The organism is Streptomyces sp. Q2 (assembly GCF_056820935.1).
Map to the genome: position 1 here is coordinate 19,509 of NZ_JBXEJE010000061.1, position 13,710 is coordinate 33,218.

The following is a 13,710-nucleotide window of genomic DNA, read 5'->3' on the forward strand; positions in this document are numbered from 1 at the left end:
CCTGCCCGGTCAGATGACGTTGACGGTGTCGAGGAAGCGGGCGGCGAGCTCGGTGTCGCCGGTGACCGTCACGTCGCTGTCGCGCCAGGAAGAGCGTTGCGTGCCCCAGTCGGGGAAGGTCAGCGCGGGGGCGGTGACGTGCGCGGCGACGGCGCCGTCGGAGGGAGCCAGGCCCCCGGCCTCGTCGATCCACCAGGTCCCGCCGCCTGGGCCCGTGAGCGTCAGTGCGACGCGGGCGTCGAGCCCGGCGACCGGTGCCTGCGCGACCTGATGGTTCAATACGGCGATCATCCACGTCAGGACCGCGCGCATGCGGTCCGCGTCGGTGGACGGCACGGGCCGGCCGAGCGCTGGGGCCATGTCGTGACGCAGGTGGGTGTGGTGGTCGAAGACGAGTGCGCCGCCGATCATCAGACCCAGGGGGTGGCGGCCGAGTTCGGCCATCTGTGCCCGTACTCGGGCGGCGGGTGTGCGCCTGACGACGTCGAGGAGCGTGGTGGCGCGCCGGCCGGCGCGCTGATACTCGGCCATGACCTTGGCACGGCTCCAGTTTCGCCGTCGATCGACGGGGTTTTCGTTCGTCTGTTCGAGGCTGGCGGCGAAGCTCGTACGCAGCCCGGCGGGTGTGTAGAAGCTGCGCGCCGTCGCACCGATGTGGGCGACGACGTCGGCGATGCGCCATCCGGCAGCGGCGCTGGGCGCGGTCCATTCGTCGTCGGTGAGGCTGCTGGTGAAGTCCAGCATCTCGGCGCGTTCGGCGCGCAGGGTGGCGGCCATGTTGTGCAGGTCGGCGGGGGGGGGGGGGGCAGGCGCTTGCTCATGTCGTTGGCTTATCTGGTGGTGAGGCGGGGCGGCGAACGGCCTGTACGGCCGTGTCGTAGAGGTCGAAGGTGTCGACCTGTCCGCCCAGGCGCATCCACTCTTCTGTTGCCGCCTGGAGGCAGGTGATCGCCGCGGCCGCGATCGCGCGCGCCTGCAGGGCGCGGTGGTCGGAGTCGGGCAGTCGCGGTTCGATCAGCGGTGCGAGCAGGTCCTGCCAGCGGGCCTGCTTCTCGGCGTGTCCGGCGCGCAGGGATTCGTTGCCGAACAGCAGCGTGGTCATCTCGAGTCGGCGCTCGGCGGTGAGGTCGATCTCCTCGAGCACCTGGAACGCCGCACGCAGCGACGTCCACGGGTCCTCGTCGGCCGGCCGCTCCGCGAGCCGCGCGGCGATCAATTCTCCCTGCTCGGAGAGGCCGTTGAGAGCGAGGTCTTCTTTGCTGCGGAAGTAGTTGAACAGGGTCCGTTTGGAGACACCTGCTGCGGCGGCGATCTCGTCGAGTGTCGTGTCGTCGTACCCCTTGGCGGCGAACAGTTCGAGGGCGGTTTTGGCGAGAAGCGCGCGAACCACCGAGCGGGTCTGCTCTCGAAGAGGTGCCGGTTTCTGAGCCATGCACCGATGGTACATATCTTCATGACATGAAATAGATTGCATCCAGTGCACAAACATGCGCAGAGTGCAGGCATGAGCAAAATCGACTATCGCCGCCAGGCCGTCATCGTCACCGGAGCGAGCTCCGGGCTCGGCGCGGATTTCGCGCGCCAGCTGGCCCGTCGCGGCGCGGATCTCGTACTCGTCGTCCGCGGCCCCTAACGACCCGGCTCGGTCGATGGCGAGCGCCGCCCTGTGCCGGGAACTGTGCGCTGTTCGGCGGGGTGCGCTGGCCCTTGGCGCCCGCGCCTTGCCGGGCGCGGCGGCGGGCCCCGCTGTGAAATCGTCCTCTTCGGCGCGACGGACCCCGGTGCCTGTGGTACCTGAAGCGGGCCGCCCGAGGCTCGACGCGACCCGACGACCGGGGCGGCGTCGGCATGCGGCCTCCTGCGCTGCTGGGACGTGGGCCGGCGCTTCGGCTTGGAATTTGAAAACTGATCGGTTTACCATGAGACTGAAACCGACCGGTTTCATCAGTCGGAGTCCCTGCAGGATGCTGAATCCGCACCTCCGGTTCCGTGTCGGCGCCCGTGCGTGCCGCGATTGAACGTTCCGAGGGGCGCCGGCCCGCAACGAAGCTGTCCGGCCTCCTTCGGATATGAGCGAGTTGTCCGAGACCGGAGTAAGTCATGAGTGGGATTCACCCCTTCCGCGTCCTGCGCGCCAAGCCTCTGTGGATCGCCAATGGCGTCATCACGGGCGTCCTCGCGCTGCTCTTCACCGTGTTCTACGTCGGTGCCAACATCGATCCCGTCGACCACATGAAGAAGCTGCCCGTCGGCCTGGTCGACGCCGACAAGGGGGCCGCCGTCGGAGGCAAGCGGGTCGACCTGGGGAGGCAGATCACCGAGTCGATCACCAAGTCCACGGCGAGCGGGGACAAGATCGACTGGAAGGTGATGGACGAGAAGGAGATGAAGGAGGAGCTCGGCAAGGGCAAGTTGTACGGCGCGCTCGTCGTCCCCGCCGACTTCACCTCCGCCACCACCGCACTGACCGGCGCCGCGACCAGCGCGACCCCCACCCGCCCGACACTGACGGTGCTGACCAACCAGTCCGCCGGCAGCGTGGGCTCCAGCCTGGCCCGGACGGCGACGACCCAGGCGGCCGAGAGCGCCTCGCTCCGCCTGGGCAAGGAGCTGACGGCCCAGAACGGGACCGGGCAGGCGAAGCTGCCCGCCGCGGCACGCGTCCTGCTCGCCGACCCGGCCGCCGTCAAGGTCCAGGACGGCCATCCGCTCGACTCGCACAGCGGCCTGGGCCTGACGGCGTTCTACTACGCACTCGTCCTGGTGGTCTGCGGCATGCTCTCCGCCAACGTCATCAGCGGCCAGGTGGACCACGCTCTCGGCTACACCCACAACGACATGGGCCCGCTGCGCCTGCACCGCCCGCTGATCCGGGCGACGCGGGTGCAGACCCTCGCCATCAGCAGCACCCTCATGGCCGGTTTGTCCCTGCTGATGGGGACCCTGGTCATGGCGGGCGCGGTCGGCATCATGGGGATGGACGCCTCCCATCTGCCCCTGCTGTGGCTGTACTCGGTGTGCGCCATCGCGGTCTCCGGGATCGGCGCGCTCACCCTCCTCGCCGTGTTCGGCACGCCCGGCATGCTGGTGGTCACGCTGGTCTTCATCGGGATGGCGGTGCCGACGGCGGGCGCCACCACCCCCCTTCAGGCGCTGCCCGGCTTTTACCGCTTCCTCGCGGAGTTCGAGCCGCTGCGCCAGATCACCGGCGGCATCCGCTCGATCCTCTACTACGACGCCCAGGCCGACGCCGGCCTGACCCGGGGGTGGGTCATGATGGCCGTCGGTCTCGCGGCAGCCGCCCTCTTCGGGTTCGGCATGACCAGCTGGTACGACCGCAAGGGGCTGCACCGCATCCCCGCCGAGACGGAGCCCGAGAAGACCGCTGCCCCGGCGTAGCGCGGCTCACCAGGACGGCGTCATCACCCGGAGTGCCGCCGGTGTCGGCGTGTCGCCCGCGGGAAGAGAGGCGCGCACACCGTCACGGCTGGGCGACGGCCTCTTCCTCAGATCGTTGCCGAGCCTCTGAGCGGCCTTCAGGCATCCGCATGGCACCGGACATCCCTCCGGCACCCCTGAAAACCGATCGGTTTCTTTTTTGTCCGATTCGAGTTAACCTCGCGGTATGACCACCACTGTGAAGCCAAGTCCCAGAGAGCGGCTGCTGGAGGCAGCGGCCACACTCACCTACCGAGACGGCGTCGGCATCGGTGTCGAGGCGCTGTGCAAGGCGGCGGGAGTGTCGAAGCGCTCCATGTACCAGCTGTTCGAGAGCAAGGACGAACTGCTGGCGGCGAGCCTGAAGGAGCGTGCCGCCGCCTTCGTGGCGAGCCTCCTGCCCCCGGCGGACGATGGCCGCTCACCCCGCGAGCGGATCCTGCACGTCTTCGAGCGGGTGGAGGCGCAGGCGGGTGAGGCCGAGTTCCGAGGCTGCCGGTACCTGGCCGTGCAGATCGAGCTCAAGGATCAGAGCCACCCTGCGAGCCGGGTGGCTCACCGGATCAAGGCGAACCTGACGGCCTTCTTCCGTTCCGAGGCCGAACAGGGTGGTGCGAGCGACCCCGACCTGCTGGCCCGGCAACTCATCCTGGTGTTCGACGGCGCCAGCGCCCGCGCGGGAATCCAGGCCGACAACCTGACCGGGCTCATCGCGCCCACCGTGGCCACCCTGCTCGATGCGGCAGACATGCGCTGACGCCCCCGTCTTCGAGCAGGCTCGAAGGCCGAAGCGCTCTTTCGGGTTGATGCCCGTCTCCGGTAGCCGGAGCCGTGCCACGGCGGTCTCACGCCCCTGATGCTCCGCACCAAAGCGCGACAAAGATCGCCTCTTTGTCCGGGAATTGCCGCCAGAGGTAGGCCTGCGTGACGCCGACGCGTTCGGCGATCGCCTCGGTGGAGGCGCCGCATCAGCCTTGAGTGCGAACTCGGCGATCGCAGCGCGGACGACGCTCTCGCGCCTCTCTTGCCGACGAATCCTGGCCATGCCGTCATGGCGGCAGGCGCCGGTCGGCCGGCGTCAGCCGACAAGGAGCCCGGCGGGGCGCAGGCCCGCAGCGCCCTTGTTGCGACACCACGCGATACCGACCATCACGAGACGGCTCCCTGGGTTGCCGCGCGTCACGACAGCGTTCTCGGCGGGAGCCCGAGTGGGCGTCGTCCTGCCGCGTCGCGGGCCGGCACGACGAGGTCGACCTGCCCACCTTCCAACTCGGCGGCTGGTACGACATCTTCAGCCAGGGCACGCTCGACAACTTCACCGCCATGCGCCGGGCCGGCCGGTCCGGGCGTGGCCCGTCCGCACTCGCACCGCCCGCCGGCCCCCACGGGCTGAGCCTCGTGGCGAGGCCGCGTCGCTGCAACGGTTGTTGGGACCGTCGCAATGGTCCTCCCTGCCGCCGTGCGCCTCGCCCACACGCTCGCGGTACGTGAGCGTCCTTGCGCCGCCGACAGCCGGCCGCCCTGGGCCGCCGACATCAGGCCGGCCCGCACAGCGCGGGCCGGGCTCGCCGGCGACACCGCCGCCGTATGGCGCGCCACTCTTCACGTCACTCCGCTGAACTCCGCCTGAGGTCCGGTCAGGCCACGTCGATCACTGTCAGCGGGCTGGCCGGTTCACGGGCCGGTGCCGGCGAGTACGGACTCCGCCGATGGATACGAGGCCGGCTCTCGAAGAGTGAGCTTCGCCCGACTCCACCTCGACACCGCGCGCCGTCGTCCTCCGCCGCTCACCCGACTTGCATGACGAAACCGATCGGTTTACGGTGATGAAACCGATCGGTTTCATCTCATGGAGGTAATCATGACCGCGATCAAGGGCGCCAACGTGCTCGTCACCGGAGGCAGCCGAGGTATCGGAAGGGTGCTGGTCGAGGAGCTGTACGCGCGCGGCGCAGGCAAGGTCTACGCCACGGCCCGTGACCCGCGCTCGGTGACACACCCCGAGGCCGTTCCGCTGGCGCTCGAGGCCACCGACCCGGCATCCGTGGCAGCCGCAGCCCAGCAGGCCCAGGACGTCACCATCCTGATCAACAACGCCGGCGCCTCCGTACGCGCCTCGTACCTCAGCTCCCCGATGGACGAGGTGCGCCGGGACCTGGAGACCAACTTCTACGGGCCGCTGCTGGTCACCCGGGCCATCGCGCCGATCATCGAGCGCAACGGCGGGGGCCACATCCTCAACGCCCACTCCGCCCTGTCCTGGCTGGCCGACGGCACGCCCTACAGCGCCTCCAAGGCGGCCCTGTGGTCACAGACCAACTCCCTGCGCCTGGAATTGCAGCCGCGGGGCATCGGGGTGACCGGGCTCCACATGGCCTACGTGGACACCGACATGACCTCGGGCGTCGACGCACCCAAAGCCGACCCCCGCGACATCGCCGTGGCCGCGCTCGACGGTATCGAGGCAGGGGCGCACGAGGTGCTGGCCGACGACACCACCCGCTGGGTCAAGTCCCAGCTGTCCGCCGACCTGGAAGCCATGTACGCCCAGCTGAAGAAGTAGCACGCACTCATGCAGATAAGGAGACTTGTGGAAAGTTCGCTGACCCACCGCTACGTCGACGTGAACGGAGTCCGGCTGCACATCGCCGAACAGGGCCAGGGTCCGCTGGTTCTGCTGCTGCACGGCTGGCCGGAGAGCTGGTACTCCTGGCGTCACCAGTTCGGGGCGCTGGCGGCGGCCGGATACCGGGTCGTTGCCCCTGACCAGCGCGGGTACGCGCGCAGCGAGCAGCCGCCGGACGTGGCGTCGTACACCCTGCTCCACCTCGTCGGCGACGTGATCGGCCTGATCGAGGAACTGGGGGAGGAGCAGGCGGTCGTCGTGGGTCACGACTGGGGTGCACCCGTTGCCTGGACCGCGGCGATGCTGCGCCCCGACAAGGTGCGCGCGGTGGCCGGGCTCAGCATTCCGCCCATTCTGCCCGGCGGGTTGATCCCGCCCTCCATCACCCGGACCCAGTACGGCGAGGGCTTCTACCAGGTCTATTTCCAGCAGCCGGGGGTCGCCGACGCGGAGTTCGCCAAGGACATCCCCAGCTCCCTGCGCCGTCTGCTGGTCGGGGCCTCCGGCGACAACCCGCTCGGTAAAGAGCCTCGCCCGTTGGTCATACCCGACGGTCTGGGCCTCCTGGACACCATGCCGGAGTCGCCCGTTCTCCCGGAATGGCTGACGGAGGAGGACATTCAGGCATACGCGGAGGACTTCGCCCTGCACGGCGAGCATGCCTTCACCGGAGCCTTCAACTGGTACCGGAACATCGAACGCAACAACGAACTCCTCGCGCCTTTCCAAGGGCTCGGGATCGACGTCCCCGCCCTGTACGTGGTGGGAGACCGCGACATGGTCACCGCATTGCGTCCCCCGGACGGGGGCAGCTCACTGAGCGAAATCCTCCGGGGACAGGGCGGATCGGGCAACCCGCTGAGTGTTGTCGCACCTCAACTGCACGGCCCGGTGGTGCTGCCGGGATGCGGCCACTGGACACAGCAGGAGCGTCCCGCCGAGGTCAACACCGCACTCCTCGACTTCCTCGCCCGCATCGACGGATCCGCGGCCCGATGACGCTTCGCGGCATCCGCCTCGTGGCTTTGCTCAACAGCTGACTCCCCCCACCACCAGACAGAGGACACATTGATGCCAGAGCGCAACCCCATCCTGATCACCGGTGCCGCCGGCGAAATCGGTGGTGTGAGCCGAACGATGGTCGACATGCTGCTCGAACAAGGGCACCCGGTGCGCGCGTTCGTGCGTCAGGACGACGAACGCGCCCACGCACTGCGCCAGGCAGGTGCCGAGGTCTTCGTCGGTGACCTGCTCAACATTGCCGACGTGACCGCCGCGCTGAAGGGCGTCCGTCGCATCTACTTCAGCATGAGCCTGTCTCCGTACTACACCGACGCCGTCAGCCTCATGGCCGCAGCGGCGCGGGCCCAGGGCGACATCGAGGTCTTCGTCAACATCTCCGAGTACGAGCAGTCGTTCATGACGTTCGACAAGATGACCGCGCCGCTGGAAGAACGGCGTGCATGGCTCGGCGGACTCGTCACGCAGTGGTCGCCCCAGCAACGGGCCCACTGGGTCGCCGAACAGGTGCTGGAGTGGTCCGGCCTCCCGACCGTCAACATACGGGCGGCCATGTTCGTCGAGAACCCGCTGATGACCTGGCTGGCGCTGGAGCCGCTGAGTAACGGCGAACTGCGCCTGCCCTTCGGCCACCACCAGTTGGCGCCCATCGCGGGTCACGACGTGGCGGAGTTGTGCGTGAAGATCCTTGTCGACCCGGCGCCGCACCTCTCGAAGTCCTACGACCTCAACGGCCCCGAACGGAAAGACATGCACGGGTTCGCGGAGGACTACGCGGCCGCGCTGGGACGCCCGGTCACCTACGTTCCCGAAGACGTCGAAACCTGGAACGAGACCTACGTGGACACCGCCCTCGCCGCGTTCCCGCACACCGCGGAACACCTGAAGACCCTGACCCGGCTGATGGGCGGCGGCGGATACCGCGGCACCACCGACCAACTGGAAACCCTGCTCGGACGCCCCCCGAAGACCGTGCGATGGGCACTGGAGAATCACCCGCGCATCCGGAAGCTGGCGGCTGCCTGAGTCGCCGAGCAGGGCTTCATCTGACGGCGGTGGGCGTCGTCAGATGAAGCCCACCGCTCGGTACTCGGACTCAGCTGCACTTACGTCCGGTGTTGATGCACTGGACCGCCTTGTTCATCAGCTTCGCGTCGAAGACGTTGATGAAGTCGCCGTGGTCGGTGACCGGCTTGTGCTGCTGTTCGGGGAAGCTGTCCAGCGAGAAGAACGGGCGGGCCTTGCCGTTGTCCTTGACGCTGGGGGCGTCCACGTCGTACACGAGGCGCTGCACCAACTGCGGAATGGCCTTGAAGCCGGTCGGGCAGTTGCCGTTGGCGTCAGCGAAGGCCACGTGCGTACGGTGGTTGGCGCTGTCGATGTTCCTGCCGTCCCAGCAGCTCTGGAACTTGAAGGTGCGCACCACGTCGCTGCCTGACGGGCAGAGGGGGTACTTGTCCTTCAACTGCACCTTGTTCTCGAAGCCGGTGCAGCTCCAGGAGGCGTTGGCGTTTGCCGTGCCGTTGACGAACGCCTTGGCGTCACCGGTGATGATGCGCAGGAACTTGGGCATCGCCACCACCTTGCCGCGGGGGCTGCCCACGAAGTCCAAAGTGGCCTTCTTGGCCGTCAGGATCCGGCCCGTGTTGCCCTCGGCGCCGCCGCCCTGCTTGGCGGCGTCGAACTCCTTGGTGCCGTCCTGCAGGCGCAGCACCGGCCAGTAGTAGGACGACTTGTCGCCCTTGTTCTGGCAGCTGGTCCCGGCCTTGGCGAAGTCCTGGTCGCTCGAGAAGGCGTCGTTGTCCTGGTTGCCGACGTAATCGTGCACGTGGTGTGCGCCGTTGGTGACACCGGGCGCGACGATGACGTTGTCGCTGTTGTACAGCTTGTTGGCGTTCACCCCGCACTTGCTGACGAAGACACCCTTGGAAGCGTTCGCCGACTTGGCCGGCGTGCGCACATTGGACTTCACCTTGGTGATGTCCACGAAGTCCGCGGCGACGGGGCCGTTGCCGGTCGCTCCGGCATTGGTGTTGTTGCCACCCTGGTTGTTGTTGCCTCCCTGACCGGCGGTGGGCTGGTTGCCGGTGGCACGCAGCGTGCAGGCCGCCAAAGCGTCAAGGCCCTGCGGCTTGGCTGCCACACGGCCGATGGCGATGGCGATCCGATCGATCGTCGCCTTCCGCTTGTCCTTCAGCGGACCCACGATCGCGTTCTGGGCGAAGTTGGGGTCCTGCTGAATCGCCTTCTGGGAGGTGGAAAGGCGCTGGTATGCCTCGGAAATCTGCTTGTCGAGGAGTGCCAGCTCCCTGTCGACCTGCGCCTTCGCCTGGGCGGGCACGGATGTCAACTGCTGACCGACGTCCGGGCAGTCAATGGTGGAGGTGCCGGCCGCGAGCACCTGGTTCTGGGCAGAGCCCTTCGACGCGCCGGGTTCGTCGGCCGAGGCGTAGATGTTGACCGCCACCAGTCCACCGGCCCCTATGGCCAGTGCGGCCGCCGTGCCTACCGCCCGGCGGGCAGTCTTCGATCTTTTCCGCGTGTTGCGTCTCATCAGGCCTCTCAAGAACATCTCCGGAGCCGGCAGGACTTCCGGCATGGGTGAAGCGCGTCCTCACATACGAATGTGAGCGCCGAATGCTCAGCGAATTCTCAGTTTCGTATGTTCCTCCATGCATCAAACGGTGCATGAGTGCCTAATCCGGGCCGGGTCGGCTTCCCGTGGTGGTCGTGGTGGTCGTGATGCTCGCCCGCGCGGTGTCACCTTCCAGCGCACCAAGACGGGAGACATTCCGACCGGGGGCCGGCCACCTGCCACCGCACGCATGGGGTGCGCCACTTCCACGGCTGCCAAGGCGTGTATGGAAAGCGCCTGGTGAGGATGACGGAGAGCCCACGCGTAATCCAGAATGATGGGATGGTCATGCTTGAGACTCCCCGCTTGATCCTGCGTCGCTGGCGCGAGGAAGACGTTGCGCCCATGGCTGCCATCAATGCCGACCCCGAGGTCATGCGGTGGATCCGTGACGGCAGCGTCCGTGACGAACAGCAGACTCGCGACGGGGTCCAGGCATGGGAGAGCGAGTGGGAGTCACAGGGCTTCGGCCTGTTCGCCGTGGAGATCCGGTCCACTGGCGAGCTGGGCGGGTTCACCGGCCTTTCGGTGCCCAACTTCTTGCCGGAGGTACTGCCGGCGGTTGAGGTCGGCTGGCGGCTGGGACGTTCCCACTGGGGGCAGGGCTTGGCCACCGAGGCCGCTGCGGCCGCTGTACGGTTCGGGTTCGAGGAGCGAGGGCTGGAGCGGATCGTCAGCATCACTCAAGTGGGCAACGACGCCTCCGAACGGATCATGACCAAGCTGGGGATGCGTCCGGTCCGTGAGACCGTCAGTCCCACCTGTGGTCGGCGAGTACGGGTGTTCGAGTTGTCGTCGGACCAGTACGTCACAACCACGCGTTGATGCCGGCAACGAGGACGGTAGCAGCCCACGTCAGCGGGCGGCCGGGCTTCTCGCCCGTCGGCAACAGCGGTGCCGGCACCGCCCATTGCTCGTCCGTCAGATCTCCACGTGCCACGAAACCAGATCATCCCAGGGCTGACGGCCTGGGGGAGCGATTTCCGTGACGGTTGGTTGGTCAGGGCCGCGAGACGTTGAGTGGCAGATCTCGGTAGAAGACGGCCATAGTCCGGTTGGGGCCGTTGTAGTCGTCGACGATCTTCGTGTCGAAGCCGAGGCTGCGATGGAAGGCGATCGAGCCGGTGTTCTCGACTGACGTGATCGCCTTCAGCTTCCGTGCACCGTGACGTTCCGCTGCTTCGGCGAACGCCGTGTACAGACGACGCCCGAGACCGGTGCCACGGGAATCATCCCGCGTGGCGATCAGATGCACGTACCCCGTGCCGTCCGGGGTGACGAACCCGAAGACGTACCCGCGGATTCCGTCCTCGGCGCGGGCAACCAAGCAGGTGGAACCGAACTCCTGCACCAGGGCCAGAAGGTGCAGCGACCGAAGGTCGCGTTCGCCCCAGTAACGGGAGTGATCAGTCAGCACCTGGTGGAAGTCGGCCACCTCGGCCGGTGCGATGTGTATCCCCATGATGACGATCATGGCAGGCGCCCTGGCCGTTGGTGGCGAAAGTCCGCACGGGTGGGGCAAGTTGTGACGCAAGCCTGGGCCCGCGCGGCCTGTTCCCACCCTGTCGCGAAGTGGGCCAGCGCGGTCGTCCACTTCACGGGCGGAACGGGGTCGCTGTTCTTCGCCGAGGGGGGCAGCTCAGACTTGCCGCCGCCGGCTGTAGGTGCTGCCGTGGTGGCGAGGACGTGTTCGCTGACAGTCTGATCAGCATGACCGCCGCCAGTCCGCGCAGGCATCGCGGCGCAGCACCCCGTGCCGTGTCTGTGCCGCGAAGCCGCCGGCTCGCCGTAGGGCGCGGTGCTCTCCACGGATGGAAGGCCGGATCGGAAACCGTTGCGGCCGTGACCCGTGCCGGCCCGGCTTCGCCACCACGGCTCGCGGACGGGCAAGGGCCGCGGCTGCTGCCATCCGCGCCGGATGTCTCCTGGGCGCCGCCGGCACTGGCCCGAACGCCGCGGTCTGGAGGGTTGTCCACGTTGTCCATGTCGTGCGGCTGGACAACGTGCACCGTCCCCGCCGGCCCATCCGCGGGCCTGGCGTCCTGCTCGGGCGGGGCGGCAATGTCCATCAGCTGTGCGCAACAAGCCGAGGGGGATGGGCTTGTGACCGTTGCGGAACTCTCCCCACGTGGCGCGCTTGTACGTGCCGAACTCGGCGACCAGCTCGTTCAGCGTCCTGCCTGCGGTGATCTCCCGTAACCAGGCAGCCAACGCATAGCCTTCCGGGCTCCGACCCGCAAGCGGCCCGTTACGCCGCGCTCCCCGCACCCTAATCCGGCCCCCGTCGGGCAATGCCGACGCCCCTTCACCGGTGACCGTCCAGGCACGTCCACCTCGTACAGCCTCGCCCACCTGCGGCAACACCGACACTCAGTCGTGGACAACCAATCTCCGGTCCAGGCTGGTGCTCCACCCTCACACCTCCGCACCACCGGGTTCCCGTGCCCATATTGCGCCGCAACCGTCTGATCACGGCCGTATCCCGACCACTTCCGACCATCCCAACCGAACACACACAACCCGTCGTCGACGCCCGGACCACGAACCCTCACCCCAGGCTGCCGTCTGCACTCCTGGTCCGATCGGCGCCCGCACACCCCATCCGCCCCTGACCAACCCCAACAGCAAGCCCCTGCTCCCTGCTCACACACGCAGGACCATCACTCAGAGAAAGCCCGCATCCATGCCCACGCTCGCCCTGCTCGTCATTTGCTGCTCTTCCTCAGCGGGTCGCTGACCGTCGGCGCTCTCGTCCACCTTGCCCGGCGCCATCCAACCTGGGTCCAGCCCTTGCTGGTCGGACTCGCGGGCGTCGCCGCACTGGCATCCATCGTCGCCCCCGTCGTAACTCGGTAAGCCCTCTGCCGGCGGCCCACCACGTCCTGGCAGCCGGTGAGCCGGGCCGAACAGGGCTGGTGGGACGGAAACCTGCCCGAACTGCTGGCTGCTGATCGAATGGTCCGCCGGCGCCGAAGCGCTGACCGATTACTGGCCGTCCACCCAGAGAGACCTAACGGGGCCCTCTTGGGTTCTGTCTGACGGATGATCACCACCGGGCAGCCCCGTGACCCGGATCAATGCCCTTGCTGCGGTGGCGCCAGACCCGTGATGCTGGGCCGGTGCCAGGACAGCGGAAGAGAAAACGGCAACAGCAGGACGCGGGGCAGCAGGCTGCCATTCGCACGGGTCCCGGCATGGGTCGCTGGCAAGTGATCTTCGAGACCCAGGACGAGTCGGAGTGGCATGCTCACCTGCGTCGTCTGCGCACCGGGGCGGAGCGGATCGACTGGGAGATGACTCGGATCGACACCCTCTGCGGACGCCTGGTGCACCCGACAACCTACCGGCTGAGTCTCTTCGTGCCGGTCCCTGCCTGCGATCCCAGCCGAGACCACCCTGACCATTGATCTTGCGGATGTCGTGGTGAGCTGACGGATCTGGCGTGGGAGCGGACAGCGCCGCTGCTCCCGGCGGTGGATGAGTGGGGGCGGCCTCGACGGGACACCGGCAGGTGATCGATGGAGTGTCGTGGCTGTTGCGGACCCGGGCTCCCTGACGGGTCTCTCCGAGGGGTATGCCGTGGCGGACCGCCCATGAACGGTACGCCCGCTGGGAGGCCGACGGCTCCTGGGCCAGGCTTCGGGAGCAACTCCAGTCCTCCGACGACGCGATGAGGCGCGTGGAGTGGATGGTGGAGGTGGACTCCAGCGTCAACCGGGCTCACCAGCATGCCGGCGGTGTCCGGAAACGGGGAGCCCGGCGAGGACCAAGTGGAACGTGAAGTCCCTGCTGGACGGGGGAGACCAACCGGGCCGCTGTGGTCGCGCGGAGCGGAGGGCGGTCTCCTCTCGGCGGGAGACTGCACGGGGGCTTCAGCCGGGCGATCGTCTCCATGGGTTACAGGTGATGCCCGCAGACACTGTCCCGCGCGGCATACAGATGATCGGTCAACCAAGCGTACGTGTGCCGCAGTTGGTGTCGGCCGCGCCAG

Annotated in this window: 12 protein-coding genes and 2 pseudogenes; 9 read left to right on the forward strand and 5 right to left on the reverse strand. The window is 67.9% G+C overall.

The annotated features are described in order from the left end of the window. Positions 1–9: 9 nt before the first annotated feature. Together ACWBNA_RS42935 and ACWBNA_RS42940 are read right to left on the reverse strand one after the other, a co-directional pair. A complete protein-coding gene (locus tag ACWBNA_RS42935; RefSeq protein ID WP_482710037.1) occupies positions 10–777 on the reverse strand; it encodes a maleylpyruvate isomerase family mycothiol-dependent enzyme in 768 nt (255 codons plus the stop codon). 40 nt (positions 778–817) lie between these two features. After that, positions 818–1,432, reverse strand: a complete 615-nt coding sequence (locus ACWBNA_RS42940) for a TetR/AcrR family transcriptional regulator (protein WP_482710038.1) — start codon at positions 1,430–1,432, stop codon at positions 818–820. Between the two features lie 72 nt (positions 1,433–1,504). Here ACWBNA_RS42940 and ACWBNA_RS42945 point away from each other — a divergent pair, with 72 nt between their 5' ends. From ACWBNA_RS42945 to ACWBNA_RS42955, 3 genes are all read left to right on the forward strand, one after another. Then, positions 1,505–1,633, forward strand: coding sequence for an SDR family NAD(P)-dependent oxidoreductase (locus ACWBNA_RS42945; RefSeq protein WP_482710040.1), 129 nt, complete (start codon positions 1,505–1,507; stop codon positions 1,631–1,633). A gap of 467 nt (positions 1,634–2,100) precedes the next feature. After that, positions 2,101–3,399: an SNG1 family protein gene (locus ACWBNA_RS42950; RefSeq protein WP_482710041.1), complete on the forward strand. Its 1,299-nt coding sequence runs from the start codon at positions 2,101–2,103 to the stop codon at positions 3,397–3,399. 226 nt (positions 3,400–3,625) lie between these two features. Next, on the forward strand, positions 3,626–4,195 hold the full coding sequence (locus ACWBNA_RS42955; protein ID WP_482710042.1) for a TetR/AcrR family transcriptional regulator: 570 nt from the start codon (positions 3,626–3,628) through the stop codon (positions 4,193–4,195). 115 nt (positions 4,196–4,310) lie between these two features. Here the strand turns inward: ACWBNA_RS42955 and ACWBNA_RS42960 are convergent. Beyond that, positions 4,311–4,483 (reverse strand): annotated as a pseudogene (locus tag ACWBNA_RS42960) (TetR family transcriptional regulator); the annotation flags it as partial. A 396-nt stretch (positions 4,484–4,879) separates the two neighbouring features. Between ACWBNA_RS42960 and ACWBNA_RS42965 the strand changes: the two are divergent. The 4 genes from ACWBNA_RS42965 to ACWBNA_RS42980 all read left to right on the forward strand — a co-directional run bounded on the left by ACWBNA_RS42965 (position 4,880) and on the right by ACWBNA_RS42980 (position 8,110). Continuing rightward, positions 4,880–5,068, forward strand: coding sequence for a hypothetical protein (locus ACWBNA_RS42965; RefSeq protein WP_482710043.1), 189 nt, complete (start codon positions 4,880–4,882; stop codon positions 5,066–5,068). Between the two features lie 231 nt (positions 5,069–5,299). Next, on the forward strand, positions 5,300–6,001 hold the full coding sequence (locus ACWBNA_RS42970; RefSeq protein WP_482710044.1) for an SDR family oxidoreductase: 702 nt from the start codon (positions 5,300–5,302) through the stop codon (positions 5,999–6,001). Positions 6,002–6,010: 9 nt separating this feature from the next. Continuing rightward, positions 6,011–7,063, forward strand: coding sequence for an alpha/beta fold hydrolase (locus ACWBNA_RS42975; RefSeq protein WP_482710045.1), 1,053 nt, complete (start codon positions 6,011–6,013; stop codon positions 7,061–7,063). Positions 7,064–7,135: 72 nt separating this feature from the next. Next, a complete protein-coding gene (locus ACWBNA_RS42980) occupies positions 7,136–8,110 on the forward strand; it encodes an NmrA family NAD(P)-binding protein (RefSeq protein ID WP_482710046.1) in 975 nt (324 codons plus the stop codon). 70 nt (positions 8,111–8,180) lie between these two features. On the opposite strand, the gene ACWBNA_RS42985 is transcribed toward ACWBNA_RS42980, so the two are convergent. After that, positions 8,181–9,638 carry a DUF1996 domain-containing protein gene (locus ACWBNA_RS42985; RefSeq protein ID WP_482710047.1) on the reverse strand — a complete coding sequence of 486 codons (1,458 nt, stop codon included), beginning with the start codon at positions 9,636–9,638 and terminating at the stop codon, positions 8,181–8,183. A 369-nt stretch (positions 9,639–10,007) separates the two neighbouring features. On the opposite strand from ACWBNA_RS42985, the gene ACWBNA_RS42990 reads away from it, so the two are divergent. After that, entirely contained in the window at positions 10,008–10,544 is a 537-nt protein-coding gene (locus ACWBNA_RS42990) for a GNAT family N-acetyltransferase (protein ID WP_482710075.1), read from the forward strand. A gap of 175 nt (positions 10,545–10,719) precedes the next feature. Here the strand turns inward: ACWBNA_RS42990 and ACWBNA_RS42995 are convergent, their stop codons facing one another. Continuing rightward, positions 10,720–11,193, reverse strand: coding sequence for a GNAT family N-acetyltransferase (locus tag ACWBNA_RS42995; protein WP_482710049.1), 474 nt, complete (start codon positions 11,191–11,193; stop codon positions 10,720–10,722). 1,954 nt (positions 11,194–13,147) lie between these two features. On the opposite strand from ACWBNA_RS42995, the pseudogene ACWBNA_RS43000 reads away from it, so the two are divergent. Next, a pseudogene (locus ACWBNA_RS43000) lies at positions 13,148–13,485 on the forward strand (transposase); the annotation flags it as partial. Positions 13,486–13,710: the final 225 nt, after the last annotated feature.